This is a genomic window from Pseudarthrobacter sp. fls2-241-R2A-127 (genome assembly GCF_030209355.1).
Lineage (GTDB): Bacteria > Actinomycetota > Actinomycetes > Actinomycetales > Micrococcaceae > Arthrobacter.
Genome location: NZ_JARVSF010000045.1, coordinates 37,206 through 62,376 on the forward strand (window position 1 = coordinate 37,206; position 25,171 = coordinate 62,376).

At 66.6% G+C, this 25,171-nt stretch carries 24 protein-coding genes; 14 read left to right on the forward strand and 10 right to left on the reverse strand.

Annotation, left to right across the window (positions count from 1 at the left end; translation table 11 throughout):
* Nucleotides 1-85: 85 nt before the first annotated feature.
* Entirely contained in the window at nucleotides 86-1,273 is a 1,188-nt protein-coding gene (locus tag QRN53_RS20455; protein ID WP_285245643.1) for a 4-hydroxybenzoate 3-monooxygenase, read from the forward strand.
* 56 nt (nucleotides 1,274-1,329) lie between these two features.
* Here QRN53_RS20455 and QRN53_RS20460 read toward each other — a convergent pair whose 3' ends face one another.
* On the reverse strand, nucleotides 1,330-1,869 hold the full coding sequence (locus QRN53_RS20460) for a TetR/AcrR family transcriptional regulator (protein WP_285245644.1): 540 nt from the start codon (nucleotides 1,867-1,869) through the stop codon (nucleotides 1,330-1,332).
* Nucleotides 1,870-1,924: 55 nt separating this feature from the next.
* Here QRN53_RS20460 and QRN53_RS20465 point away from each other — a divergent pair, with 55 nt between their 5' ends.
* On the forward strand, nucleotides 1,925-2,965 hold the full coding sequence (locus tag QRN53_RS20465) for an FAD-dependent monooxygenase (RefSeq protein WP_285245645.1): 1,041 nt from the start codon (nucleotides 1,925-1,927) through the stop codon (nucleotides 2,963-2,965).
* Between the two features lie 27 nt (nucleotides 2,966-2,992).
* Here QRN53_RS20465 and QRN53_RS20470 read toward each other — a convergent pair whose 3' ends face one another.
* A complete protein-coding gene (locus tag QRN53_RS20470; protein WP_285245646.1) occupies nucleotides 2,993-3,496 on the reverse strand; it encodes a GNAT family N-acetyltransferase in 504 nt (167 codons plus the stop codon).
* 155 nt (nucleotides 3,497-3,651) lie between these two features.
* On the opposite strand from QRN53_RS20470, the gene QRN53_RS20475 reads away from it, so the two are divergent.
* Both QRN53_RS20475 and QRN53_RS20480 read left to right on the forward strand, forming a co-directional pair.
* Complete coding sequence (locus QRN53_RS20475) at nucleotides 3,652-4,167, forward strand: MarR family winged helix-turn-helix transcriptional regulator (protein WP_285245647.1); 516 nt, start codon at nucleotides 3,652-3,654, stop codon at nucleotides 4,165-4,167.
* Nucleotides 4,168-4,582: 415 nt separating this feature from the next.
* A complete protein-coding gene (locus tag QRN53_RS20480) occupies nucleotides 4,583-5,515 on the forward strand; it encodes a serine/threonine-protein kinase (RefSeq protein WP_285245648.1) in 933 nt (310 codons plus the stop codon).
* Here QRN53_RS20480 and QRN53_RS20485 read toward each other — a convergent pair.
* Nucleotides 5,512-6,189, reverse strand: a complete 678-nt coding sequence (locus QRN53_RS20485) for a histidine phosphatase family protein (RefSeq protein WP_285245649.1) — start codon at nucleotides 6,187-6,189, stop codon at nucleotides 5,512-5,514. The two genes, QRN53_RS20480 and QRN53_RS20485, sit on opposite strands and share 4 nt — an antisense overlap.
* A gap of 140 nt (nucleotides 6,190-6,329) precedes the next feature.
* On the reverse strand, nucleotides 6,330-7,772 hold the full coding sequence (purB, locus tag QRN53_RS20490) for an adenylosuccinate lyase (protein WP_285245650.1): 1,443 nt from the start codon (nucleotides 7,770-7,772) through the stop codon (nucleotides 6,330-6,332).
* Nucleotides 7,773-8,240: 468 nt separating this feature from the next.
* Here purB and QRN53_RS20495 point away from each other — a divergent pair, with 468 nt between their 5' ends.
* Nucleotides 8,241-9,614 carry a hypothetical protein gene (locus QRN53_RS20495; RefSeq protein WP_285245651.1) on the forward strand — a complete coding sequence of 458 codons (1,374 nt, stop codon included), beginning with the start codon at nucleotides 8,241-8,243 and terminating at the stop codon, nucleotides 9,612-9,614.
* A 1-nt stretch (nucleotide 9,615) separates the two neighbouring features.
* Here the strand turns inward: QRN53_RS20495 and QRN53_RS20500 are convergent, their stop codons facing one another.
* Nucleotides 9,616-10,527: a glycoside hydrolase family 25 domain-containing protein gene (locus QRN53_RS20500; RefSeq protein ID WP_285245652.1), complete on the reverse strand. Its 912-nt coding sequence runs from the start codon at nucleotides 10,525-10,527 to the stop codon at nucleotides 9,616-9,618.
* Between the two features lie 195 nt (nucleotides 10,528-10,722).
* Nucleotides 10,723-11,148, reverse strand: a complete 426-nt coding sequence (locus QRN53_RS20505) for a phage holin family protein (RefSeq protein WP_285245653.1) — start codon at nucleotides 11,146-11,148, stop codon at nucleotides 10,723-10,725.
* 113 nt (nucleotides 11,149-11,261) lie between these two features.
* Between QRN53_RS20505 and QRN53_RS20510 the strand changes: the two genes are divergently transcribed.
* The 5 genes from QRN53_RS20510 to QRN53_RS20530 all read left to right on the forward strand — a co-directional run bounded on the left by QRN53_RS20510 (nucleotide 11,262) and on the right by QRN53_RS20530 (nucleotide 16,835).
* Nucleotides 11,262-12,380, forward strand: a complete 1,119-nt coding sequence (locus tag QRN53_RS20510; protein WP_285245654.1) for a histidinol-phosphate transaminase — start codon at nucleotides 11,262-11,264, stop codon at nucleotides 12,378-12,380.
* A 150-nt stretch (nucleotides 12,381-12,530) separates the two neighbouring features.
* A complete protein-coding gene (gene pdhA, locus QRN53_RS20515) occupies nucleotides 12,531-13,763 on the forward strand; it encodes a pyruvate dehydrogenase (acetyl-transferring) E1 component subunit alpha (protein ID WP_285245655.1) in 1,233 nt (410 codons plus the stop codon).
* Complete coding sequence (locus QRN53_RS20520; RefSeq protein WP_285245656.1) at nucleotides 13,763-14,743, forward strand: alpha-ketoacid dehydrogenase subunit beta; 981 nt, start codon at nucleotides 13,763-13,765, stop codon at nucleotides 14,741-14,743. The genes pdhA and QRN53_RS20520 overlap by 1 nt, the downstream gene beginning before the upstream one ends.
* Nucleotides 14,744-14,750: 7 nt before the next feature.
* The gene (locus QRN53_RS20525; protein ID WP_285245657.1) at nucleotides 14,751-16,214 is read left to right on the forward strand and encodes a dihydrolipoamide acetyltransferase family protein; all 1,464 of its coding nucleotides are present in this window, start codon (nucleotides 14,751-14,753) and stop codon (nucleotides 16,212-16,214) included.
* 3 nt (nucleotides 16,215-16,217) lie between these two features.
* Entirely contained in the window at nucleotides 16,218-16,835 is a 618-nt protein-coding gene (locus QRN53_RS20530) for a phosphatase PAP2 family protein (protein WP_285245658.1), read from the forward strand.
* A gap of 30 nt (nucleotides 16,836-16,865) precedes the next feature.
* Here QRN53_RS20530 and QRN53_RS20535 read toward each other — a convergent pair whose 3' ends face one another.
* From QRN53_RS20535 to QRN53_RS20550, 4 genes are all read right to left on the reverse strand, one after another.
* The gene (locus QRN53_RS20535; protein ID WP_285245659.1) at nucleotides 16,866-17,201 is read right to left on the reverse strand and encodes a hypothetical protein; all 336 of its coding nucleotides are present in this window, start codon (nucleotides 17,199-17,201) and stop codon (nucleotides 16,866-16,868) included.
* Between the two features lie 159 nt (nucleotides 17,202-17,360).
* Nucleotides 17,361-17,789 carry a universal stress protein gene (locus tag QRN53_RS20540; protein WP_285245660.1) on the reverse strand — a complete coding sequence of 143 codons (429 nt, stop codon included), beginning with the start codon at nucleotides 17,787-17,789 and terminating at the stop codon, nucleotides 17,361-17,363.
* A gap of 44 nt (nucleotides 17,790-17,833) precedes the next feature.
* Nucleotides 17,834-19,126 carry an aminotransferase-like domain-containing protein gene (locus QRN53_RS20545; protein WP_285245661.1) on the reverse strand — a complete coding sequence of 431 codons (1,293 nt, stop codon included), beginning with the start codon at nucleotides 19,124-19,126 and terminating at the stop codon, nucleotides 17,834-17,836.
* Nucleotides 19,127-19,263: 137 nt separating this feature from the next.
* Entirely contained in the window at nucleotides 19,264-19,821 is a 558-nt protein-coding gene (locus tag QRN53_RS20550) for an NAD(P)H-dependent oxidoreductase (protein WP_285245662.1), read from the reverse strand.
* Nucleotides 19,822-19,941: 120 nt separating this feature from the next.
* On the opposite strand from QRN53_RS20550, the gene QRN53_RS20555 reads away from it, so the two are divergent.
* The 4 genes from QRN53_RS20555 to QRN53_RS20570 all read left to right on the forward strand — a co-directional run bounded on the left by QRN53_RS20555 (nucleotide 19,942) and on the right by QRN53_RS20570 (nucleotide 25,119).
* Nucleotides 19,942-20,553: a TetR/AcrR family transcriptional regulator gene (locus tag QRN53_RS20555; protein ID WP_502934868.1), complete on the forward strand. Its 612-nt coding sequence runs from the start codon at nucleotides 19,942-19,944 to the stop codon at nucleotides 20,551-20,553.
* Between the two features lie 356 nt (nucleotides 20,554-20,909).
* A complete protein-coding gene (locus tag QRN53_RS20560; RefSeq protein WP_018763683.1) occupies nucleotides 20,910-21,893 on the forward strand; it encodes an ABC transporter permease in 984 nt (327 codons plus the stop codon).
* Between the two features lie 2 nt (nucleotides 21,894-21,895).
* Nucleotides 21,896-22,885 carry an ABC transporter permease gene (locus QRN53_RS20565; RefSeq protein ID WP_285245663.1) on the forward strand — a complete coding sequence of 330 codons (990 nt, stop codon included), beginning with the start codon at nucleotides 21,896-21,898 and terminating at the stop codon, nucleotides 22,883-22,885.
* Nucleotides 22,882-25,119 carry an ABC transporter ATP-binding protein gene (locus tag QRN53_RS20570; protein WP_285245664.1) on the forward strand — a complete coding sequence of 746 codons (2,238 nt, stop codon included), beginning with the start codon at nucleotides 22,882-22,884 and terminating at the stop codon, nucleotides 25,117-25,119. The genes QRN53_RS20565 and QRN53_RS20570 overlap by 4 nt, the downstream gene beginning before the upstream one ends.
* Nucleotides 25,120-25,171 lie beyond the last annotated feature (52 nt).

The window sequence follows — 25,171 nt, forward strand, 5'->3', positions numbered from 1 at the left end:
CGCCAGTCACCCTTGCGGGCCCACACTGAATGCCAGGCAACCACTCCGGCCCCTCCCGGGCCCCGCAACGAAGCGAGACGCAGTCATGGCACGAAAAATCATCACCACGCAGGTAGCCATCATGGGTGGCGGACCGGCGGGCCTCATGCTCTCCCACCTGCTGTCCACCGCCGGAATTGAGTCCACGGTGGTCGAGGCCCGCAGCCACGAGGAAATCTCGCACACGGTCCGGGCCGGCATCCTGGAGCACGGCACGGTGAACCTGCTGGTGGACAGCGGGGTTTCGGACCGGGTGCTGCGCGACGGCGACCGGCACGACGGCATCGAGCTCCGGTTCAACGGCGAGAGCCACCGCGTCGATTTCAAGGAACTGGTGGGGGAGTCGGTGTGGCTCTACCCGCAGACCGACGTGTTCCTGGACCTGGCGGCACGCAGGAAGGCCGACGGCGGCGACGTCCGCTACAGCGTCAGCGACACCTCGGTCCATGACCTGGAGGGCAAGCCGAAGGTCTGGTTCACCGATTCCGACGGGACCGAATTCGAAATCCAGGCCGATTTCCTGGTGGGGGCGGACGGCTCGCGCAGCCACTGCCGCGTCCAGATCCCGGAGGCGCACCGCAAGTGGTATTTCCACGAGTATCCCTTCGCCTGGTTCGGCATCCTGGCCGAGGCGCCGCGCAGTTCCGATGAACTGATCTACGCCAACTCCGCCAACGGGTTCGCCCTGATCAGCCAGCGCACCGAAACGGTCCAGCGGATGTACTTCCAGTGCGATCCCAAAGAGAACGTGGCGGAGTGGGACGACGAGCGGATCTGGGCTGAATTCCGTGGCCGGGTCAACGGCAACGGGTTCGAACTCAAGGAGGGCCCGGTCCTGGAGAAGATGGTGCTGCCCTTCCGCAGCTTTGTCCACACGCCGATGCGGCACGGCAACCTGTTCCTGGCCGGCGACGCCGCGCATACGGTCCCGCCCACCGGAGCCAAGGGCCTCAACCTGGCCATCCATGACGTCAAGGTCCTCTTCGAGGGGCTGGACAGCCACTACAACGCCGGGTCCGGCCGCCTGTTGGAGACGTACAGCGACCGTGCCCTGGACCGGGTGTGGAAAGCGCAGCAGTTCTCCTACTGGATGACCACCATGCTGCACACCCCCGCGGACGCGGACGACTTCTCCCGCGCCCGCCAACTCGGCGAGCTGAACTCCGTGGTTTCGTCCCGGCACGGCATGGCCTACCTTGCCGAGGCCTACACCGGCTGGCCGGGCCGCGCCTGACGCTGCGGAGGGCCAGGGGGTGGGGCGCGCCGGGCACGACGGCGGGCGGCCGGGCTTCAGGGGCCCAGCAGCCTTTCGATGGCTGCGGCAATGGACACCGGGGCGGGCTGTTCGTCCCGCCTGACCGTCAGCAGGTGCAGCAGGAGGCCGTCGCAGTAGTCCGCCACATCCCGGGCCCGCGCCTGCGCGTCCGCCACTCCCAGGCCTTCAAGGGCCTCCTGTAGTCCGGACACCAGCAGGTGATGGCCGGCTGTCACCGCTGCGGGGCGGTCCAGGGACAGGGCCATGCGCGCCCGCGTGAGGCCCGCGTGCTCCCGTGCCAGGCCGAGGACCAGAGCGGCCAGCCCCGCCGCCAGCTCACTGCTGCTCGACGGCGGCCCCGCCGGGCCGGCGTCCTGGAGCAGCCCGGAATCACGCTCCAGGAGGCGGCCCACGGCGGCCTGGACCAAGGCCGCACGGCTGCGGAAGTAGTTTGACGTGGTGCCCTCGGGCAGGCCTGCGGCTGCGTCTACAGCGCGATGCGTCAGGCCTTTCATCCCCTTCTCTGCCACCACCCCGAGTGCGGCATCCATCAGTTCGGTTCGGCGGTCAGGCATGCGGTCAGTGTAATTGCCCCTTCCCAGCCACTACAAAAGTAGTAAAATCGGCCGCATGGAAGCGATCTCGATTGTCGGCGGCGGCATCGCGGGCTTGGCCTTGGCGGCCTGCCTGGACCCTTCCCGCTACGAGGTGTCCGTCTATGAAAAGCGTCCGGAATTACCCTCAGTGGGCACGGTGCTGGCCATGTGGCCCAATGCCCAGCGCGCCTTGGCGCGGATCGGCATCCTGGCGGGGGCGCGGGCGGTGAGCACCGTGCTGGGAAATGGCTCCATCCGCAATGCCGCCGGCCGGCCCTGGATCACCATCCGCGGCGGAGAACTGTTCGGAATCTCCCGTGTGGACCTGTTGCGGCTGCTGGACGGGGCTGTGCCGCGCAGCGTCCGCAGGGTGGTCGCCCAAGTGCGGGAGGTTCCTGGGAGTGGCGCCTTGGTGGCAGGCGCTGACGGCGTCCACAGTGTGGTCCGACGGGAGGTGTGGGGCGCGGCGGCGGACGCCAGGCTGAGCCCCGTCATCGCCGTCCGCGGCACCATCCCGTCCTCCGTCGACGTGGCAGTGGTGGGGGAGTACTGGGGCCGGGGAGACTTGTTTGGCATTGCAGCCGCCCCGGGCGGCACCAACTGGTACGCCAGCTGGCGCTCGGAGCTGGGCCCCGCGGACATCGATGTGGACGAGGCTCTGGGGCAGGCGCGGCGCCGCTTCGCCGCCCACGCTCCCGCCATTGGGCGGGTGCTGGCCGCTGCGAGTCCGGAGTGTTCCTTGGCCCAAAGGATCTGGACTGCGCCCCCACTGCAGTCCTATGTCCGCGGTGCGGCGGTGCTGGTGGGGGACGCGGCCCATGCCATGACGCCCAACCTCGGCCGGGGCGCTTGCGAGTCGCTGGTGGATTCCGTGGTCCTGGCGGATCTGCTGAACAGCCTGCCGCGGGACAAGGCGCTTGCTGCCTACGACCGGCAGCGTCGACTGCGGACGCGCGCCCTCAGCGTGGGGTCCGCGGCGATGATGAAGATGGCTTTAGCGGACGGCGCCCAACCCTTCCGTGACGGCCTGCTCAACCTCGCCGCGCGGCTGGGTCCTGCTGCATCGCACCCGTGAGCCAGGGGTGGGCTCCGCGCAGCCGCCCTATGCCATGGCCGTCTGGGCGGCGCTGCGCGCGTTGATGCTCTTGGCATAGCAGTAGGAGTATTGCACCCCGATATAGGGCCCAAAATTCGGGATCGCCTCAAAGCCGGAATTCTCATAGAAGTTCCTGCCGTCAGGCTGGGCTGATCCGGCTTCTGCCTTGATACGGGTGATGCCCTGGCTGAAGGCCTCTGCTTCGAGGGCCGCAAGAATGGAGCTGGCCACCCCTGAACCGCGCGTGTACGGCAGGACGTAGAGCCGTTTGATCTCTGCGGTCGCCCCGTCCAGGAGCCGGAGCCCGCCGCAGCCCACGGGCTGGCCCGAGCTTTTGTCGTATGCCACCAGGAAGACGGCGCAGTCGGCGCCCGACGGCGGCGGGCCGGGTTCGTGGTCCGGCCGGCCAAAGCGGGCATCGAGTTCGGCCTGCTGGGCGCGGCGAAGATCGGCTCCCACCGGGTTGGACCAGGGGACCTGCCTGATGTTTAGCCTGGGGTTTGTCTGCATATCTGCCTCGATTCGCCGGAGGGGTATGCATGACAAGGCTAGGTGCCGGGGATTACGCGGGTGTTTCCTGGCGGTAAGCACCTGGATAACGCCGGACCGCCGTGTCCAGTTAAGTTACTTGGCAGGCTAGTTATCAGGTGGTCTAAAATGATTTCATGGTTTCTTCAGGCAATGAGGGCTCTGGCTACTGGTACGGACCTGACGGGCAGCTGGACTACAGCGCAGCGGTGTTGAAGTCGCTCCGGGACTACCGGTCGGCCGAGACGGAGATCCGCCGCACCACCAGGGACTCCATGGGCATGGGGGAAACGGACATCCTCGCGCTCCGGTACCTGCTGCGGGTGCAGGCGTCCGGCAAAAAAGTGGTCCCCAAGGACCTCAGCCAGTTCCTCAATATTACTAGTGCTTCCACCACATCTTTGATAGACCGGCTGGTTGCCAGTGGCCACGTCCGGCGTGAAGCGCACCCCACGGACCGGCGCTCCGTGGTGGTTATCCCCACCGGGGAGTCGGATAAGGAAGTCCGCGAAACGCTGGGGGCCATGCACCGCCGGATGATGTCCGTGGCGGAAAGCCTTTCGGCAGAGGAAGCCCGTGTCGTGGTGGATTTCCTGCGGCGGATGACGGAGGCGCTCGCCGCACACGACGGGGAAGAGAAAAAGATTAGCTAGGCGTACTAGCTAGATTGACTAGTTATATGTAAGCTTACGATTGTTCCCCGAAGCTGCTTCCCAACGGAGTCGTGAGTGAGTTGGTTACTTTCACCGAAATTTCACCGCCTGATCCCCGCGACGACGCGGCCGTCCTGACCAGTGCCTATCTGCTCCGACCTACCCTGGACGGCAATTCCGCGCCGCAGGGAAAGTCCGCGGTCCACTGTGGAACGGCAATGCAGCTGGTAACTCCCGCCGTAGGGCCCGAAGGCGCCAGCTACACGTTCGCGCCAGCCGGCGCCGGCGGCATTGAACTTCCGCCAGTGTGGCGCTGCGGCTGCGGATTCCAGCTTGATGCGTGGCCCGCGAGCGGTGCCCACAAACGATCAGCGGGTGCTTCTCGCCAGGGATCCTCCTCAGCTGCCCTTCCGGCATGACCGCCGTCGGGACGGTAATGCCCGCGGCAGGGCAGCAGCCCCCCGGTCCCGCCGCAGGCGTCGTATTGGCAGGCCGGTACCGGCTGGGCGAACGGCTGGGCCGCGGCTCTGGCGCCGAAGTCTTCCGGGCCGTTGACCTGGCTGGCGGCCCCGATGCAGCTGTCAAGATCGCCACTGCCGGCCACCGCAGGCACCAGCAGCGGATCCACAATGAAGCGGCAGTCCTGGCCGGGCTGGACCACCCCTCAATCGTGAGGTTTATTGCCGGCGGCGTCATGCCTGCCGGCGGCCCCTCCAGCGGGCATGCCTTCCTGATCGAAGAGCTGGCCCTCGGGACGAGCCTCGCGGAGGCCATCCGGGTGCAGAGCCCGCGCCCGGCAGATGTCGCAGGGTGGGCGCGCGGCCTCTTCGGTGCGCTGGCCCACCTTCATTCCCGGGGCCTGGTGCACCGTGACATCAAACCGGCCAACCTGATGCTGAGCGGCCTGCGGAGGAGCCCGGTCCGCATTATCGATTTCGGTATCACTGCTGCGGCGGGGTCAGCCCCCGAACCGGGGATCTCCTCGGGAACAGTGCACTACATGAGTCCGGAGCAGGCCTCCGGCCAGGTGGCCGACCCGTCGTGGGACGTTTACGCCATGGGCCTGGTCCTGCTGGAACTCCTCACCGGGACCAAAGCGTTCCCGGGGACGGCGATCGAGTCTCTCGTGGCACGGACCCTGAGGTCCCCGCAGGTCCCTGACCACCTGGGCGACTGGGGTGTCCTGTTGCGCGCCCTGACCGCCATGGACGCCGCAGCGAGGCCGACGGCGGCGGATGCCGCCGCGATGGCGGCGCAGCTGGTCCCTGCGGTTCCGCGGGGCGACCAAGGCAGCCCGTGCAGGACGCGGCGGATCTTCCCAGGCCGGCGGCACCGGCAGGAGCTCTAGGGAGCTGTGATATCCCGGCCGGTCGGATCCTCTGCGGTCGGATCGGCCAAAGCGAGCCCGCCTACCGGGCTGCCATCCCAGTGGATCAGGTTCCACCCGGTGTCCAGGCTGCCTTCGACTGCCACGATTCCAGTGTTCGCCAGGATGTGCCGTGCCGCGAACTCGTGGCCTGCACCCCGGGCCCGCAGGCCCGCCCACGTGCGGATGGCGGCGCCGTGGCTGACCACGGCCGCCGTGCCGTACCTTTCGCGCATCGCCCGCTCCGCCACGTCTGCGATCGCAGCGTCGAAGCGTTCGAAGAAGGCGTGGCCGTCCGGTCCCGCCGGCATGCGCTGGTCCAGGTTCCCTGCGGCCCAGGAGATGACCGTCCCCATGTAGCGCTTGTGGGATTCGTGGTCCGTGAGCTTCTCCAGGGAGCCGGCCTCGATTTCATGCAGGCCGTCCAGGACCTCGATATCCAGGGAATGCAGCCGGGCCAGCGGGGCCGCGGTGATTTGCGTCCGGATCAGGGTGGAGGCGTAGAGTGCCCCGATGCGCTCGTTGGCCAGCGCCCGTGCCATGGCCTCGGCCTGGCGTTCACCCAGTTCGGTCAACCCTGGGCCGGGGTGGTCGGTGTCCAGTTGGCCCAGGACGTTGCCGGGAGTTTCGCCGTGTCGGATCAGGAGCAGCCTCATGATTCCAGTTTCCCACCCGATCGGAAACCGGATTACCTGCGCTGCATCGGCAGGCCTGCGCGCGAGCCGGGATGCACGGACGGCGCCGGACCCTCCCGGGCCCGGCGCCGTCGTCGTACGTTCCTGCCCTGCTGAGGGCTTTACTTCAGGTGGTCCACCAGCTGGTCCGCGATGCCGGTGTACTTGCCGGGCGTGAGGGCCAGGAGCCGGGCCTCGGCGTCGGGGGACAGGCCCAGGCCCTGCACGAATTCCTGCATGCGGGCGGCGTCCACGCGCTGGCCGCGGGTCAGGTCCTTCAGCCGTTCGTACGGGTTCTCCATGCCTTCGACGCCGGCGATCGCCTCGGCGCGCATGACCATCTGGATGGCCTCGCCCAGGACTTCCCAGTTGGTATCCAGGTCGCCGGCCAGCACGTCCTCGGCAACGTCCAGGCGCTCCAGGCCCTTGGCAACGTTGGAGATGGCGAGCAGGGAGTGCCCAAAGGCGACGCCGATGTTGCGCTGGCTGGAGGAGTCGGTGAGGTCGCGCTGCCAGCGGGAGGTGACCAGCGTGGAGCCCAGGACGTCCAGCAGGCCGGAGGAGATCTCCAGGTTGGCTTCGGCGTTTTCGAACCGGATGGGGTTGACCTTGTGCGGCATGGTGGAGGAGCCCGTGGCACCGGCGACGGGGATCTGCGCGAAGTAGCCGATGGAGATGTAGCTCCAAATGTCGGTGCAGACGTTGTGCAGGATCCGGTTGAAGCGGGCGACGTCGGCGTACAGCTCGGCCTGCCAGTCGTGGCTTTCGATCTGGGTGGTCAGCGGGTTCCAGGTGAGGCCCAGCCCCTCGACGAACGACTTGGACACCTGCTGCCAGTCAGCACCCGGGACGGAGGCCACATGGGCGGCATAGGTGCCGGTGGCGCCATTGATCTTGCCGAGGTATTCGGTCCTGGCGATCCGGTCCAGCTGGCGGGTCAGGCGGTGCGCGATGACGGCCAGTTCCTTGCCCAGGGTGGTGGGGGTGGCAGGCTGGCCATGCGTGCGGGACAGCATGGGAACCGCGCGGTTCTCTTCTGCCATCGTGCTGATCTGCGCCACGAGCGTGCGGGCAGCGGGGAGCCACACGTCCTCCACGGCACCCTTCACGCCGAGGGCGTAGGACAGGTTGTTGATGTCCTCGGAGGTGCAGCCGAAGTGGACCATGGCGGTCAGGTTTTCGATGCCGATGGCGGGCAGGCGGCGCCCGATGTAGTACTCCACGGCCTTCACGTCGTGGACCGTGACGGCCTCGATCTCTGCGAGCTCGGCCACGGAGGCGGCGTCGAACTCCGTGACGACAGCGCGGAGATGCTCCTGCTGTTCCGTGCTCAGCGGGCCGGCGCCCGGAAGGACGTTGTTGCTGGTCAGGTGGATGAGCCATTCCACTTCAACGGCCACGCGGTCCCGGTTCAGTGCTGCCTCGGACAAGTAATCGACCAGGGGCGCGACGGCGGGCTGGTAGCGGCCGTCGAGGGGTCCGAGCGCGATTTTTTCCGGCGACGCGGCAAGGGCCAGGCGTCCAGAGGGCGTACGGGTGTCAGCTGTGGCAACAGTTTCAGGCATGTGCTGATTCTTTCACGAAGTCACGCGGCGCCTTAAGCGGGCAGCGCAGGTTACTTGTCCACATAGCCGACGGCGGCGCTTACCCGGGGCGGACGGTGTCCCTAGCGTGGGGATGGCAGGTGGTGAGGGGCGGGTATCAAAACCCGGAGGCAAGGCAGGAGAGGGCATGGGGAACGATCTGGCGGACGGGATCTGGGGCAGCGGGCAGCGCACCGGCAATGAGCTCCAGCAACTGATAGGGCGGGTCGCAGTTTGCGAGGGGAGGGTCGAACAAGTCCTGGCGGGTATCCGCGATACCCAACTGCTCAACTGGGAGTCACCGGCCGGCCGTGCCTATAGGGACGCGCTGTCAGCGCAGGCTGGCGCGCTGCGTTCTGCACGGGGGCGGCTGGAGGATGCGCGGCAAGCGGTGGCCCGTCGTGCAGGGGAGGGTTCCCACGTTCTCTCCACTGGCTCGAGTTGGCCGGGATGACCGCTGACTTCCCGCCCGGTTCCGAAAGTATCAGGCTGACCCACTCCTCCCGGGACGGAGATCTGACGGTGCGGGGCGGTGTGGGAGGCATCAGCGTACAGCTCGAGGAACTTGGTACGGGCGCCCGGAGGATTGATGACCTTGCCGGGGATCTCCTGAAGGCGGAGACGGAAATTGGACGTGTCCTGGATGACCTGTGCCTGCTCGATCATCAGCCCCCTTGGTCTAATGCGCAGCATGTGGTGGCTGTGCGGGAAAGCCACACACAGCTTCGCGCGGTGCGCACCGGGATGCAGGAGATAGCCGCCAGTGTTCGAGCCTGCATCCGTGACTACTCTGAAGCCGAACATTGGGCCGCAGAGGGCAGACGGGTCGGCATCAACTGGTCCAGGGACGCCGTACCTTCATTGGAGGTCATGACGAAGGCCGGTGCGGTGGACCGGTGGACGATGGAATCAATCATCGTGGGCCTGGGACTTCGTGCCCCGGAAATGCAAGAGGTCATTGACAAGGCGCCCTATGCCAGGGACCTCGGCATGAAGCTCTTTGCCGGCAATGCGGTTCCACGGCCCATCTCTGTGCGGCAGGAAGAATCGCTACAGGTGGACCTGGATACGTCACCGGCCGGTCTCCTGGAACAGGTCCGGCTCATCGATGCACGCGGGCCGGGCTGTGTCGAGGTCATCGAGGTTGACAACGGCGGCCAGAAGACGTTCGTCGTGGTTCTTCCCGGAACCCAAGCCGCCGGAAAGAACGCCGGCCGTTCAAACCCCTTTGATGAGGCCGGAATCGCCGAGGGCATGCTCTATGACTCCGAGCAGATTAACGCTGCCGTGCTCCAGGCGCTGGCTGCCGCCGGGGCCGAGAAGGGCGCGCCAGTCGTGGCGGTGGGATACAGCCAGGGTGGCATCCACGCCATGAACTTCGCTTCCGACCCTCGGGTTGGACAGGAGTACGACGTCAAGTATGTGCTGACGGCCGGGTCGCCGGTGGCGGGTATCAGTGTTGACGCACAGATTTCGACGCTTCACCTGGAGCACCAGGCCGACTGGGTGCCGGGGGCGGACGGTGCAGCCAACCCAGAAACCCGCAATCGCGTGACTGTCTCCATCAACACTCCGCTCCGTGAGGTCGAGGGGGAAGGCGCTCTCGGGCTTGGCCACGGGTTGACTGGCTACCAGGAAAGTGCGCGTCTGGTCACGGCAAGCAGTGATCCTTCGCTCGTTCAGTCAACGGCTGCGTTGGGCGGCGTCTTGGGAGCCGGCGGCGTCGCCACTGCCACGCGCTACTCCTTGACCCGGGCGAAAGCGCCGACAGCCCTTGTTCCACGTGACGCCCGTACCCAGGAGCTGCACCGCGGCGGCCGCTGACTCATGAGATCTCGGCGGCGCGCAGCTCTCCGTACAAATTCGCGTGCTTCTTCTCCGGTTGTGGAGCAGGCTCGGGTGGTGCTTGCGGCGCCGGGGCTGGAGCAGCGGCGGGGCACCGCACGTTGTAGTCGAGGTCCCCGTCGGTGAACTGGACCAGGGCTACCGTCCCGCCGGCGGTGAGGGGGGCGGCCCCGCACAGCTCCTGCGCTGTGGAAGTGGATTCCGCACCTGCCAGCCAGCTCTTCAGGCCGGAGAGCTTGCTTCCCGGATTGAGGGCGCCGACGATTTCGCCGAATTGATACGCCGTGGAGTAGATCCCGACCTCCGCGCCGGTGCTTTCCAGATACGAAGCCATGCCTTCCAGCTCGGCTGCGTTGGCGCCAGTGTCCCAGAGCCAGCTGTTTTCGGTTTCGACATCCAGCCACCACATGTGCCGCACCGCGGCGTCGCCCGCTTCTTGCAGGATCACCACGTCGTTGAACGCCATGGCGTACCCGTGGACGTAGGCGCAGGCCGGGGATGCCGTGCCGTCGCACACTCCGTAGGGGTCGCCCACGTCCTTGCCCAGGTAAGTGTTGCCGGCCGGCCACCACAAGGATTCCACTGGTCCGGTGGCGGCGGTGTTAACGTACACCGCCGCCGGAATTCCCGCGATGGCGTCGGAGGTGCTGTTCGCCCAAGCCAGCTGGGCGGACAGGCACGGATTGACCGTGTCCGGCCGTCCGCCGTTCACCCCAACCACCGCGAAGGCGGGCGGTCCAGGCAGCCCGCCGCCGCATTGCGGCCAGGAGATGTCGTTGCCGAGCACCGCCGCGTCCCCAGGGGCCGCCCCTGATGCGACTGCCCCGTGTGCCGGGGCCGCCTGCCAGGCGAACAGCAGGCAGGCGGCAACCAGGATCCTTATGGCCTTCACTGATGGCCCCCGTTCCAGAAACTGACAGCTACGGGCCGCTGGGCGGCCCAACTGGCAGCAGCCTAGGAGGCGGCGTTCCGGGGGTCATGGGTGGCCGGTACTGCACTTTCGGCGGGTTTCAGCCGATGCGCACCTGCCGTGTACTTGTTTCGGGGCGTACCCCTACTTGGGCGGCCGGCTGCGGGACTGCCGGGATCAGCGCCGCCCGCCCGGCAGGATGGCCGCCACCATGGAGACCAGGGAGATGATGATGGCGGCCAGCACCGCGGTCCAGAAGAAGGAATCAATGGTGAGGTGCACGGGGGTGTAACTGCTGATCCATGCCGTCAGGTAGAGCATGGCGGCATTGATGACGATGGCGAACAGGCCCAGCGTCAGGATGGTGATGGGCAGGGCCAGCAGCCTTACCAGCGGCCGTACAAAGGCGTTGACCACCCCGAAGATGAGGCCGATGAACAGGTAGGCCAGGACAACCCCGATGGTGCCGGTATCCTGCGATATCCCGGACCGAGCCACCGCGTCGGATGTCGCGGTGCTTGAGATGTCCATTCCCGGCAGTATCCAACTGGCCACCCAAAGAGCTGCGGCGTTGACGATGACGCGAAGGATGAATGAACCCATGCCACCATGCTTCCACATGGCCCGCGCGGCGGCTTGCGGTGCTGGCCCGGATTTTGGGTTGCCTCCGGGATGCCTCCCGGGTGCCCCCGGCAGCCGCGAAGTAGGCTGGAACCATGACCTCATCTGAGACCAGGGCAGGCGGAATCGCGCCGCGCCCGGTGCTGGACCGGCTGCCCCGTTACGCCGCAGGAAAACCGCCCGCCGCCGTCAGCGGCATGGCCAGTTACAAGTTGTCATCCAACGAGAACCCGCTGCCGCCCATTCCTGCTGTCCTGGAAGCGATCGCCCGGCAGGATGACTTCAACCGGTACCCGGACCCACTGAGCAGTAAGCTGCGGGCTGCGCTCGCCGGGTTCCTTGGCGTGCCGGCGGAGGACATTGTGACCGGGGCGGGAAGCCTGGGGGCACTCAGCCAGATCCTCGCGGCCTTCGCCGGGCAGAACGAGGACGGCAAAGCAGATGAAGTGATCTATGCGTGGCGGTCCTTTGAGGCCTACCCCATCAGTGTGGGCCTTGCGGGCGCGGAGAGTGTGCGTATCCCCGTGCTGCCGGACGGCCGGCATGACCTGGACGCCATGGCGGCCGCAGTCACCGCCCGCACCCGGGTTATCCTGCTCTGCACCCCCAACAACCCCACCGGACCTGCCCTCACGGCAGCCGCGACCGAGGCCTTCATCCGGTCCGTTCCCGCCGATGTGGTGGTGGTGGTCGACGAGGCCTACCAGGAGTTCGTCAGGGCGTCGGATGCCGTGGACGGGATTGACCTCTACCGCAAATACCCCAACGTGGTGGTGCTCCGGACGTTCTCCAAGGCGCACGGCCTGGCAGGACTCCGGGTTGGCTACAGCGTGTCCCATCTCGAACTGACCCAGTATCTTCGGGTTGCCGCAACGCCGTTCGCGGTGTCCCAAATTGCGGAGCGGGCGGCAATTGTTTCGCTCGAGAACTACGGCCAGGTTGTGGAAAGGGTACAAACGCTCGTCGATGAGAGGACACGCGTTACCGCCAGCCTGCGGGAGCTCGGCTGGGACATCCCCGATGCGCAGGGCAACTTCGTGTGGCTCGCCCTCGGTGCTGAAAGTACGGCGTTTGCCGAGCTGGCGGGGACGCGGGCCCTTTCCGTGCGGGCGTTTCCCGGCGAGGGTGTGCGGGTAAGTATCGGGGAGGCCGAAGCCAACACGCGTTTCCTCCAGTTGTGTGCCGACTATACAAAGGCGCCGGCCAGTTCCTAGCACTTAACAAGTAGCCCTTCTGCTACCTACCGAAGATAAAGTTAGGATCAGTAAGCCAATGTATATGCCGGAAGCGGAATGTATTCCCTTCGCGGCATATATCCCAGCGACATTCGCATTGCATCCGGATGCGGCAAGCAAGGAGACGGTATGGGCACTCATCTGCCTTCCACCGAGTTCGACGGAACAGCGGTAGACGACCAGCGGGAAGCTGATGCTGAAGCTGTCTTGGGCGAGCCCGCGGCCCACATGGTGCAGCTGCTCGGCCCTGACGGAAAGCTGGGCGCCGATCCGGTGTTCAGCAGCTACGCGGACAAACTCACCCCGGACGCGCTGCGCGGTCTTTACGCCGACATGGCCGCGATCCGCCGGTTCGACGTCGAAGCCACCGCCCTCCAGCGCCAGGGCCAGTTGGCATTGTGGGTGCCGCTCACGGGCCAGGAGGCCGCGCAGATCGGCTCCGGCCGTGCCAGCCAGCCACAGGACTACATCTTCCCCACGTACCGCGAGCACGGCGTTGCACTGACCCGCAACGTGGACCTTGCCGAACTGCTGCGGCAGTTCCGCGGAGTTTCCAACGGTGGCTGGAACCCCAAGGACACCAACTTCCACCTGTACACGCTGGTCCTGGCCGCGCAGACCCTCCACGCCGTGGGCTACGCGATGGGAATCCAGCGCGACCAGAAGCTCGCCGCCGCCACCGGTGGCGCAGGCAAGGAGCCGGACGCCGCCGTGATCGCCTACTTCGGCGACGGCGCCAGCTCTGAAGGGGACGTCCACGAATCCATGGTGTTCGCCTCCTCCTACAACGCCCCGGTGGTGTTCTTCTGCCAGAACAACCACTGGGCCATCTCCGTGCCCACCAACGTCCAGACCCGGGTCCCGCTCTCCAACAGGGCCAAGGGCTACGGCTTCCCGGGCATCCGGGTGGACGGCAATGACGTGATCGCCGTGCACGCGGTCACCGAGTGGGCGCTCGAGCACGCCCGCCAAGGCAAGGGGCCGGTCCTGATCGAGGCCTTCACGTACCGGGTGGGGGCCCACACCACCGCTGACGATCCCACCAAATACCGCCAGTCCGCCGAAGAGGACGCTTGGCGGGCCAAGGATCCCCTGGCGCGGCTGGAGAAGTACTTGCGTGCCGAAGGCCTGGCGGATGAGGGCTTCTTCGCCAAGGTCAAGGCCGACGGCGACGAGCTCGCCTCCTACGTCCGGCGCACCGCCCACGATCTTCAAGACCCGGACATCCGGCAGGCCTTCGCCAACGTCTACAGGGAGGCCCACCCGCTGGTGGCCGAGGAACTGGCGTGGTTCGAGGAATACAGCGCAGGATTCGCCGGCGGGGAAGAATCCGCCGGGCACGCAGCAAAGGCAGGCCACTGATGACCACCATGACCATCGCGAAGGCCATCAACGAAGGCCTCCGCGCCACCCTGGCCGCCAACCCCAAATCCTTGCTGATGGGCGAGGACATCGGGCCCCTGGGCGGCGTCTACCGCGTAACCGACGGACTGATCGGCGAATTCGGCCCGGACCGCGTGGTGGACACCCCGCTGGCCGAGTCGGGAATCATCGGCACCGCCATTGGCCTTGCCCTGCGCGGGTACAGCCCGGTCTGTGAGATCCAGTTCGACGGGTTTGTCTTCCCCGGCTTCAACCAGATCACCACCCAGCTGGCCAAAATCCACTCACGCAGCAACGGCAACCTCAGCGTGCCCGTCGTCATCCGGATTCCGTACGGTGGCGGCATCGGCTCCATCGAGCACCACTCCGAGTCCCCCGAGGCCCTGTTCGCGCATACGGCCGGCCTGCGCATCATCACCCCGTCCAACCCGCATGACGCCTACTGGATGATCCAGCAGGCCGTGAAGTGCCAGGACCCCGTCATCGTTTTCGAACCCAAGCGCCGCTACTGGCTCAAGGGCGAGGTTGACGTCGAGGGCCCCGGCCTTTCGGAAGACCCCTTCCAGGCCCATGTCCTCCGGGAGGGAACCGATGCCACCGTGGTGGCTTACGGCCCCCTGGTGCCCGTGGCCCTGGCGGCCGCGAATGCCGCGGAGGAGGACGGCCGGAGCCTTGAGGTCATCGACCTCCGGTCCATTTCCCCCATCGACTTCGACACCGTCACCGCCTCCGTCCAGAAGACCGGCCGGCTGATCGTGACACACGAGGCGCCCACATTCGGCGGAATCGGGGGCGAAATCGCCGCCCGGATCAGCGAGCGGGCATTCCACTCCCTCGAGGCGCCGGTGATCCGCGTCGGCGGCTTCCACATGCCCTACCCCGTTGCCAAGGTGGAGGAAGACTACCTTCCGGACATCGACCGCATCCTGGAGGCGCTGGACCGCGCCCTCTCCTACTGAGGACACCATGACCCTTAATAAGTTCAACCTGCCCGACGTCGGCGAGGGCCTTACCGAGGCCGAAATCGTCTCCTGGAAGGTCAAGCCCGGCGATGCTGTCGCCATCAACGACGTCATCTGCGAGATTGAAACCGCAAAGTCGATCGTGGAACTGCCGTCCCCCTTCGCCGGGACCGTCAGCGAGCTGCTGGTGGGGGAGGGTGTGACCGTCGACGTCGGCACCGCCATCATCAGCGTCAGCGACGAAGTCGCCGGCGATCCCACCCCGGCGGACGTCCGCGCGCCGGAAGCCCCGGCGCAGCCGCTGTACGGCAAGCTCCCGGAGGACACGGCGGAACAGCCGACGGCGGCCGGCAGCGGAAGCTCCCCGGCCACCGCTCCGTTGGTGGGTTCCGGACCCAAGGCGGACGCCGTCAAGCGGCGTCCCCGCAAGAACTCACCCGCCGCTTCCGTGACGCGCAACGCTCCTGAAGTCGAGCCGGTGCAGCCGCGGACGGCCGCGGAGGTGTCCGGCAAGGACACCGGCGACGTGGACAACCGCCCCACCCTGGGCGGCACCATCACGGGCCTGGTCAACCGGGTCCTGGCCAAGCCGCCGGTCCGCAAGATTGCCCGCGACCTCGGCATCGACCTCGCGGATGTGGTGGCCACCGGTTCCCGCGGTGAGGTCACGCGCGAGGACCTGGTCAGCTACCAGGCGCAGCGCGATGCGGAACTGGACAAGGCTGATGGCTTCTGGGGCAAGGCCGGAAAGCCGCAGGACCAGCGCGTGGAGCGGATCCCGGTCAAGGGCGTCCGCAAGGCCACGGCCAAGGCCATGGTGGAATCGGCGTTCGCCGCGCCGCACGTCAGCATCTTCGTGGACGTCGATGCCAGCCGCACCATGGAGTTCGTGAAGCGGCTCAAGGCCTCCCGGGACTTTGAGGGCATCAAGGTCTCCCCGCTCCTCATCCTGGCCAAGGCGGTCATCTGGGCGGCGGCCCGGAACCCCAGCGTGAATGCGTCCTGGGTGGACAGCGAAGACTCCGACACCGCCGAAATCCACGTCAAGCACTTCATGAACCTGGGCATTGCCGCAGCCACCCCGCGCGGCTTGATGGTGCCGAACATCAAGAACGCCCAGGACCTGTCCCTGAAGGAATTGGCCCTCGCGCTGAACAACCTGGCCACCACTGCCCGCGCGGGAAAAACCCAGCCGGCGGAGATGCAGGGCGGCACGCTCACGGTCACCAACATCGGTGCCCTGGGCATCGACACCGGAACGCCCATCATCAACCCGGGCGAGGTAGCCATCGTCGCGTTCGGCACCATCAAGCAGAAGCCCTGGGTCCTGGACGGCGAGGTGATTCCGCGTTGGATCACCACGCTGGGCGGGTCGTTCGACCACCGCGTGGTGGATGGTGATCTGTCCGCCCGCTTCATGGCCGACGTCGCGGCCATCCTGGAAGAGCCCGCGCTCCTCCTGGACTAGCCCGTGCCCGTCAACACCGTGCCGCTGCGGGCAAAGAACCGGGCGGCCACCTGGGTCACGGAGGTGTTCCAGCCTCCGGTGGTGGTGAGCATCCAGCTGTTGATCAGCCCCCTGGCCGAGCCGGGATTCCCCGGCACCGTCGGCTACGGTGCACTCGCGGCGCTGTTTGTCTGCGTGCTTCCGCTGATCGTGCTGCTGGTCCTGGTCCGGCTGGGGAAGGTCACGGACCACCACGTGAGCGACCGGAAACAGCGCGCACCCGTGCTCCTGATGGCGCTGGCATGCATCGCCGTCGGGCTTCTGGTGCTCACCGCCGCAGGCGCTCCGCACAGCGTGATTGCCATGGTCCTGGCAGTGGTGGGCGGTGTGGCCGTCCTGGCAGCGGTCAGTCCGTTCTGGAAGATGAGCGGCCATGCCGCCGCCGTGTCCTGCGCCGCCGTCGTATCGGTGCTGATGCTTGGTGCCGCGTGGGCGCCGCTGCTGGTGCTGGTTCCGGCGGTCTGCTGGTCCCGCGTCGTGCTCCGGGCGCATACCGTCGCCCAGGTGGTGGCCGGTGCGCTTTTCGGCGGAGTGGTGATGGCTGGGGTCTGGTGGCTGCTGCGGGGCTGGCTGGTGGGCTGAGCCTCCGCGCGGCCGAGGGGAATTACCGGCTTAGTAGGCGGCGTAGGCAGTGAAGGCTTCGAGGACGGCCGGATCCGCGGTGGTTCCCAGCACAACAGCGGCTGCGGTCATCAGGCCTCCGAGCAGGGCGGCTGCACCGGCCCAGGCGCTCAGGAGCTTCCAGTCCTCGCGCAGGACGCTGCGCACGGTCTGGGGCAGCTGCAGTCCGGGGGCGATCAGGTTAGGCGCGCTGTCCAGGCTGCCGTCGTCAAGCAGTGCCACCACCCTGCCGTTGCTGCGGTCCACCCGCATGGAGGAGATGTGGTTCCCGTGGCGGGCCAGGAGGATGTCGTGGCCGACGAGCTGACGGCGCTGCAGAGTAATCAAGGGGAAGGCCTTTGCTGGAGGTGGCTTGGACGTGTCCACGCCTTTGGGGGCCTCTCCAATTTTATCGTTGCAGACCGCGCCGGACCGCCGTTTCGGCGGTGAGAACGGACACCCCCCGCCGCGATGTCCGCCACCACGGGGAGTGTCCGCCGTTACGCCCTAGTCGGCGTCGTAGGTGTTGGCGATGTAGACATCGCAGGGTGCGTTGTGCGCCACGCTGTTGGCCACGCTGCCAAGGACCCGGCCGATTCCGTGCATCCGCCGGTTTCCCACAACGATCATGCGCGCGTCCACGCGCAAGGCTTCTTTGATGAGGGCGTCAGCGGGCCGTCCGCGCGCGGCCGAGTAGGTCACGGTGATGTCCCGGCCCAGGGATTCGGCCACGGTCCGGGCTACCTGCTCGGCGGCATCGGCGTCGGACACGATCCAGCGGTCGCTGCCGCTGCCGAACACCTCGGTCTTGTCGCTGTCGAACGCCGAGACGACGTGCAGCGTGCCGCCCAAGGCCTCGGCCAGCTCCTTGGCCGACTCGGCCGCTTTCTTTGCCGTTGCGCTTCCGTCAACCCCTACAACGATGATTCCACCCATATGCATGCTCCTTTGCTCGGTTTTCGGCACTCGTGAGCCTTACGCTACAGCCCGGCAATCGCTTCCCGAAGCACCGGCGCCAATCGCCGGACGCCCTCTGCGATGGCGTCCGGCGGGACGGCGCTGAAAGCAAGCCTCAGCTTGTTGGACGGCTCGTCCGACGGCGTGAAGGCGGCTCCGGGGATGAACACCACGCCGGCGTCGATCGCCTTGTGCAGCAGCGGGTAGGTGTCCACGCCTTGGGGCAGCGTCACCCACACGAAGAAGCCGCCCTGCGGGCTGGTCCAGGTGGTTCCGGCCGGCATGTACTCCTTAAGGGCGGCCAGCATGGCACGGCAGCGTTCGGCGTACAGGCCGCGGTAGGTTTCGATCTGGCCCTTCCAGTCGTACTCACGCAGGTACGCGGAGACCAGCATCTGGTTCAGGGCCGGCGGGCAGAGGGTGACGGCCTCGGCGGCGAGGTAGTAGCGCCGCTGCAGGTGTTCCGGGACCAGGGCCCAACCGATCCGCAGCCCGGGGGCGAAAATCTTGGAAAACGAGCCCAGGTAAATAACGTCGTCGGGATTGTCGGCGCGCAGGGGTGCCAGCGGTTCGCCCTCGAAGCGGAGGAGTCCGTAGGGGTTGTCCTCGAGGATCAAAATATTCGCCCTGCTGCATATATCCACCACCTGCTGCCGGCGTTCCTTGGCCAGCGTGATGCCTGAGGGGTTGTTGAAGTTGGGGATTGTGTACAGGAACTTGATGCTTTTGCCGGCGAGCTGGAGGGCCGCGATCCGTGCTTCCAGCAGCTCGGGGACCAGGCCGTCCTGGTCCATCTCCACTGTTTCCACCTGGACCTGGTAGGCCTCGAACGTGTTGAGTGCGCCGACGTAGGTGGGGTCCTCCACCAGGACCACGTCGCCGGGATTGCAAAAGAGCTTGGTGGCCACGTCCTGTGCCGACTGCGACCCGGCGGTGATCACCACGTTCTGTGGCTTTGCATCCAGGATGCCTTCCGCGGCCATGACCTCGCAGATCTGTTCCCGGAGCTCCTGGGTGCCTTGGCCGGCCCCGTACTGGAGAGCCGTCAGGCCGTCGTTGGCGATGATCGCTGCCGCTGTATCCGCCAGCCGGGCCAGTGGCAGCGACTGCAGGTAGGGACTGCCTCCGGCCAGCGACACCAGGCCCGGGCGCAGTGAAATGTCGAAGACATCCCGGACGGCTGATTGGCGGATGTTTGCCGCCCGTTCGGAGAAAAGCTCCTCGTGGCGGTGTGCCGAGGTGGCGGCACGCTCAATCGCATCGATGGCCTCCGCGGGCAGCGTGCCGGCGGATGCGTCAAGTGTTTCGTGGGTCACAACAGCCAGAATACAACCAGCCGTTGCTCACAGGGCAACATCTGTTGATTCCTTATTTACGGGGGCGGGAGCCTCCGGAGACGCCGATGCCCGGCACGCCTGACGCGAACCGGGCACCACAAGAAGGCTTGGCTGCGTCAGGCTGCCGGGGTGGAAGCGGCGAGGGAGTCGAAGATGCCCTTGATCTGTTCCACAACCTCTGCGTCGTCCTTGGGGTGGACTTCGGCGAACCGGACCATCGAGCCCGGCACGGCAAGCTTGACGTCTTCCAGGATCCTGGCTCCGGCGATGCCTGCGGCCTTGCGGGCCTCGTCCTGTGCCCAGACGCCGCCGTACTGCCCAAAGGCGGTTCCGACGACGGCGGTTGGCTTGCCTGCCAGCGCACCGGCACCGAAGGGGCGCGACAGCCAGTCGATGGCATTCTTCAACGGCGCGGTCACCGTGCCGTTGTATTCCGGCGTGACCAGCAGGATGGTGTCGGCCTCCGCGGCGGCGGCGCGCAGGGCCGCGGCTGCGGCCGGAACCTGGCCTTCGACGTCGATGTCCTCGTTGTAGAAGGGGATGTTGCCCAGGCTCTCGTGGATCACCACATCCACCTGCTCCGGTGCGTTGAGCTGGATCGCTTCCGCCAGTTTCTGGTTGGTGGACTCGGCGCGGAGGCTGCCGACGAGGGTCAGTACTGTGCTCTTGGTCATGGGAACTCCTGGCTAGGGGCGCGGCGGGGGCCGCGATCGGTCAAACGTCAGGCTCAGGGAGCCTTCACCAGAGTAAACGGACCGCAGTCCGTTTATATTCCCCATGGCTAGACTGTCTGTGTGAGTTCCATCCCAGTGCGGCCGGGAATGACACCGGTGACGGCCGCGGAACGCAGCGATGCTGCCCGCAACCGGGAGCGCCTCCTGCTCGCTGCCCGTGAACTGATCGAACAGGGGGGCGCCGCGGCGCTCACCATGGACCGCCTGGCCGAACACGCCGGAGTTGGCAAGGGGACGGTCTTCCGGCGTTTCGGCAGCCGCGCGGGACTCATGCTGACCCTGCTCGACGACTCTGAAGCCGCCTTCCAGGCCCGCTTCCTGTTCGGGCCGCCGCCCCTTGGGCCGGGCGGCACGCCCCTGGACCGCCTGATTGCCTTTGGTGCCGAGAGGATCGCCTACGTGGTCGAGTACGGGGACCTGGTCCTCGAGGCCGGAAACGCCTCCCGGGGAAGGTTTGAAGTCCCGGCCGTGGCCCTCTGGAACCAGGATGTGGAGATGCTGCTGCGCGCCGGTGGCGTCGAGTCCCGGGAGCCGGGACTGCTGGCCGGTTCCCTGACGGCGGCCCTGGACCCCGAGCGGCTCCTGCACCTTATCCGCGATCATGGCGTGACGCGGGAACGCCTCGCTGCATCCTGGTGCGAACTTGTCACACGGGTGGCGGGCGGAGCGTAGATTACGCGGTGGGATGACCTTCCGTCCAGTCAAGCCAACTTCACAGAACTATTCATAACGATCTGATACGGCCCGCGGTATTTCGCTGGACTACGTCGCTTCCGGGCTTATTGCTTGTGATAGTTTCCTCTGGAATGTGACCCGCAACATAGTCCACCAGGACATGCCCCAGTGGCGGCGGGAGGCCAGCTATCCGCTGGCTGCAGGTCCCGGGGAGGCCGGCACAACCCGTGCACCCCCGGGGAAGACGGAAGGATCCAGCAGTGATGGTAAATGTGGGCGGCACGGCATACCAGCGGACACCGGAGTGTTTTTCCATTCAGCACACGGCGGCACCGCGGAAGAAATAGCGCCCCATGCTCAAATACCTCGCCAAGCGCGGCATTACCTACGTGGTGATGATCTTCCTCACCACGTCCGCCGGCTACTTCCTGGCTGTCAGTTCACTCAAGCCGGCACTCCTCGAGCAGGAACGCATCCCCCGGCCCACCCCGGAACAGGTCGCCAACTCCATGCGGCTCAAGGGCCTGGACCCGGACCTCAGCCCGTGGGAGCGTTACGTTGACTGGCTCACCGGCATCATCACCCGCTGGGACTGGGGCCGGAGCCCCAACGGCGCCTACATCAACGCCGAGTTTGGGGACCGCGTCTGGATCTCCACCCGCCTCTTCCTGGCCTCGATCATCCTGACCCTGGTCATCGGCGTCGCCCTGGGCGTGTACTCGGCGGCGCGGCAGTACAAGTTCCAGGACCGGGTCATCACGTCCTACAGCTACCTCGCCTACATCGTGCCCGCACCCATCGCCTACTTCCTGGTGCAGCTCGGTGCCATCAACATCAACGAATCCGTCGGTGACCGGATCTTCTTCGTCACGGGCATCTCAACCCCCGGTGTTGCGCCCGGCTGGCCGCAGTTCGCCGACCTGATGGCGCACTACGTGGTGCCGACCGTGGCCATCACCCTGGTGGGCTGGGGCGCCTACCAGATCGCCCAGCGGCAGTACCTGCTGGACAACGTCAACGCCGATTTCGTCCGCACCGCCCGGGCCAAGGGCCTGAGCCGGAACCAGGCCATCGCACGGCACGCGCTCCGGGTTTCCTTCATCCCGGTGGCCCAGAGCATCGCCTTCACCATCCCGGCCATCTTCGCCGGCGGTTTCTTCGCCGAGAAGATCTTCGCGTGGCCCGGTGTGGGGTCCTGGAGTATCGACGCCATCTCGCTGCAGGACGTCAATGCCGCCACCGCCACGCTCGCTTACGGCTCAGTGATCTTCGCCCTGGGCGCCATCCTGGCGGACTTCGCCACCACGCTTGTCGACCCGAGAGTGCGGGTGCAGTAGCCATGACCAACCTGAACGCCGTTGACCCGGCAGCCGTGGCGCAGGACGCGCACCTGGAAAGCGCCGACGTCGTCATTGGCAAGACCACCATCATCATCCGCCGGTTCCTGCGCAACAAGACGGCCGTGGCCGGCCTGGCCATCTTCGTTGCCCTGACCGTCTCCTCGTTCATCGGGGGATTCTTCACCCAGTGGGACAAGGAGACCATCGATCCCTTCAACATCGGGATGCCGCCCTCCGCCGACCACTACCTCGGCACCTCCCAGGCGGGGATCGACCTCTACGCCATGACGGTCGAAGGAACCAGGATCTCCATCCTGATCGGCCTGGTGGTGGGCCTGGTATCGGTGCTGATCGCCGCCGTCTACGGCTGCACCATGGCCTACTTCGGCGGCAAAGTGGACAAGGTCATGCTCTTCATCCTGGAGGCGCTGATCATGATGCCGGCGCTCCTGGTGGTGGCCGTCGCCACCAGCGGCGGAGCGGCGGGCCTCAAACGCGACCTCCCCTCCTGGCTGCTCCTGATCATCGTCCTGCTCGTGTTCAGCTGGATGGGAACCGCCCGGCTGATCCGGTCCATGTCCATGTCCCTCATGCAGCGCGACTTCGTCAAGGCGGCCCAGTACATGGGCGTCCCGCCGCGCCGCATCGTGTGGCGGCACCTGGTTCCCAACATCGGCTCGCTGCTGATCCTGGACATCACCCGCGGCGTCACCGCAGCGATCCTGGCCGAGGTCGCCTTCTCCTTCATCGGCATCGGCATCAAGGTACCGGACGTGAGCCTGGGCGTCCTGATCGGCCAGGCCACCTCCCAGGTCTCAACCTTCCCGTGGATGTTCTGGGTGCCGCTGACCGTAATGTTCCTGCTCACAGGCTCGCTGGCCATGATGAACGACGGCCTCCGCGACGCCTTTGACCCCAGCTCCACTTCCAGCGGCAAAGCCAAAAAAGCCAAAGCCCGGACTATCCGTGCGGAGAAGAAGACGCCATGAGCAGCGAAACCACCACCGGAGCCACGGACCCGTCACGTTCAACCGTGGAGCGCCTGCACGTAGCAGGGCTGCACGCCCCCGGCGACGCCGTCCTGTCCGTCCGCGACCTGAACGTCCGGTTCAATACCGAAAACGGTGTTGTACACGCCGTCCGGGGCATCGATTTCGACCTGCTGCCCGGCCGCACCCTGGGAATTGTCGGGGAATCGGGCTCCGGCAAATCGGTCACATCGCTGGCCATCATGGGCCTGCTCGCGCCCACTGCGGAGGTCACCGGGTCCGTCCGGCTCAAGGGCCGTGAGCTGCTTGGGCTGAGCGACAAAGCCATGTGCGAATACCGGGGCAACGAGCTCGCCATGGTCTTCCAGGACCCGTTGTCATCCCTCACCCCGGTGTTCACCGTGGGCACCCAGATCATCGAAGCACTCACCATCCACAACCCCACGATGAGCAAGAAGGCCAAGGAAGCCCGCGCCGTCGAACTCCTGGCCATGGTGGGAATCCCCAGCCCCAAGGACCGGCTCAAAGCCTTCCCGCATGAATTCTCCGGCGGCATGCGCCAGCGGGTGATGATCGCGATCGCCATCGCCAACAACCCGCGCGTCCTGATCGCTGATGAGCCGACGACGGCACTTGACGTCACCATCCAGGCCCAGGTCCTCGAGGTGTTGCACACCGCGCAGGAGGAGACCGGCGCGGCCGTCGTCATGATCACCCACGATCTGGGCGTGGTGGCCGGGATGGCCGACGACATCATGGTCATGTACGCAGGCAAGCCCGTGGAAACCGGGGCCGTGGACCACATTTACTACAACCCGCGGATGCCGTACACCATGGGCCTGCTCGGCGCCGTCCCGCGTGTGGACGTGGCCGAGAAATCCTCGCTCGTGCCCATCGAGGGGATGCCGCCGAACCTGCTCCAGGCCCCCACCGGCTGCTCGTTCGCGCCCCGCTGTCCCTTGGCCTCGGACGCCTGCCTGGACGGCGAACCAGGCCTGGAGCCCGTGGACGGAGATGGCCTGCACCGCGCCGCCTGCATCAAGTCCGGCTCCCTCGGCGGCACGGTTGACGTGCACGATGTCTTCGCCGCCCCGCCCGTACCCGTCTCACGCTTTGACGCCATCCCCCGGGCGGAACGGGCCACCGTCCTGCAGCTCACGGACGTCCGCAAGCACTTCCCGCTGACCAGGGGAGCGCTGATCAAGCGCAGGATCGGCACGGTCAAGGCGGTGGACGGCCTGAGCTTCGATATCCGCGAGGGCGAATGCTTCTCCATCGTTGGCGAGTCGGGCTCGGGAAAGACCACCACCCTCCTGGAAATCATGGAGTTCCACCCGGACCAGGACGGCGAGGTGGTGATCGGCGGCCTGAGCAACAAGCAGGCGGCTGATGCCAAGACCAAGGGCAAGATGCGCCGCGAACTCCAGATGGTCTTCCAGGACCCCACAGGTGCCCTGGACCCGCGCTTCACGGTCTATGAAGTCCTTGCCGAACCACTGCAGAACGCGGGAATGGACCGGGGCGCCATCAAGAAGCGGGTGATGGAGCTGATGAAGCTCGTGGGCCTGCAGCCGGACCACGTCAACCGTTTCCCCAACCAGTTCTCCGGTGGCCAGCGGCAGCGGATCGGGATCGCCCGGGCCCTGGCGGTGAACCCCAAACTGGTGGTCCTGGACGAGCCCGTCTCCGCCCTGGACGTATCGGTGCAGGCCGGCGTCATCAACCTCCTGGACCAACTCCGCGCTGAACTGGGCCTGAGCTACCTGCTGGTCGCCCACGACCTCTCGGTAGTACGCCACATTTCCAACCGCGTGGCGGTGATGTACCTCGGAAAGATCGTGGAGATCGGAGCCGTGGACCGGGTTTTCGACAACCCCCGCCACCCCTACACCCGCGCCCTCCTGTCCGCCATCCCGGTACCCGATCCGCAACTGGAGAAGACCCGCGAACGCATCATCCTCCAAGGCGACCTGCCGTCTCCGCTGCAGGCCCCCAAAGGCTGCAACTTCGCCACCCGCTGCCCGGTGTTCGCCGCGCTGCCGCCCGCGAAGCAGGAAAAATGCCTCACCCTGGAACCGCTCCTGGAAGCCGCTGCGCCCTCGGCGGCCGTGCAGGCCCTGGAGCAGGCTCCCTTGCCTGCGCCGGACCAGCAATTCGCCTGCTTCTACCCGGACGGGGAAATTGATGAGGACATGCTGGTGGTCCACGAACCGGCGGACCACCTTACGCCCTAGGATTTTTTTCGACCCCACCCGCACCACCACTCGCACCAATGAAGGGAAAACC

Coding starts and splice junctions, on each gene's coding strand:
- QRN53_RS20475 (WP_285245647.1), top strand. CDS start 3,652: ATGGTTTCTTCAGGCAATGAGGGCTCTGGCTACTGGTACGGACCTGAC.
- QRN53_RS20560 (WP_018763683.1), top strand. CDS start 20,910: ATGCTCAAATACCTCGCCAAGCGCGGCATTACCTACGTGGTGATGATC.
- QRN53_RS20470 (WP_285245646.1), bottom strand. CDS start 3,496: ATGCAGACAAACCCCAGGCTAAACATCAGGCAGGTCCCCTGGTCCAAC.
- QRN53_RS20505 (WP_285245653.1), bottom strand. CDS start 11,148: ATGGGTTCATTCATCCTTCGCGTCATCGTCAACGCCGCAGCTCTTTGG.
- QRN53_RS20550 (WP_285245662.1), bottom strand. CDS start 19,821: ATGACCAAGAGCACAGTACTGACCCTCGTCGGCAGCCTCCGCGCCGAG.
- QRN53_RS20480 (WP_285245648.1), top strand. CDS start 4,583: ATGACCGCCGTCGGGACGGTAATGCCCGCGGCAGGGCAGCAGCCCCCC.
- QRN53_RS20565 (WP_285245663.1), top strand. CDS start 21,896: ATGACCAACCTGAACGCCGTTGACCCGGCAGCCGTGGCGCAGGACGCG.
- QRN53_RS20540 (WP_285245660.1), bottom strand. CDS start 17,789: ATGGGTGGAATCATCGTTGTAGGGGTTGACGGAAGCGCAACGGCAAAG.
- QRN53_RS20510 (WP_285245654.1), top strand. CDS start 11,262: ATGACCTCATCTGAGACCAGGGCAGGCGGAATCGCGCCGCGCCCGGTG.
- QRN53_RS20455 (WP_285245643.1), top strand. CDS start 86: ATGGCACGAAAAATCATCACCACGCAGGTAGCCATCATGGGTGGCGGA.
- QRN53_RS20485 (WP_285245649.1), bottom strand. CDS start 6,189: ATGAGGCTGCTCCTGATCCGACACGGCGAAACTCCCGGCAACGTCCTG.
- pdhA (WP_285245655.1), top strand. CDS start 12,531: ATGGGCACTCATCTGCCTTCCACCGAGTTCGACGGAACAGCGGTAGAC.
- QRN53_RS20465 (WP_285245645.1), top strand. CDS start 1,925: ATGGAAGCGATCTCGATTGTCGGCGGCGGCATCGCGGGCTTGGCCTTG.
- QRN53_RS20525 (WP_285245657.1), top strand. CDS start 14,751: ATGACCCTTAATAAGTTCAACCTGCCCGACGTCGGCGAGGGCCTTACC.
- QRN53_RS20495 (WP_285245651.1), top strand. CDS start 8,241: ATGACCGCTGACTTCCCGCCCGGTTCCGAAAGTATCAGGCTGACCCAC.
- QRN53_RS20570 (WP_285245664.1), top strand. CDS start 22,882: ATGAGCAGCGAAACCACCACCGGAGCCACGGACCCGTCACGTTCAACC.
- purB (WP_285245650.1), bottom strand. CDS start 7,772: ATGCCTGAAACTGTTGCCACAGCTGACACCCGTACGCCCTCTGGACGC.
- QRN53_RS20460 (WP_285245644.1), bottom strand. CDS start 1,869: ATGCCTGACCGCCGAACCGAACTGATGGATGCCGCACTCGGGGTGGTG.
- QRN53_RS20520 (WP_285245656.1), top strand. CDS start 13,763: ATGACCACCATGACCATCGCGAAGGCCATCAACGAAGGCCTCCGCGCC.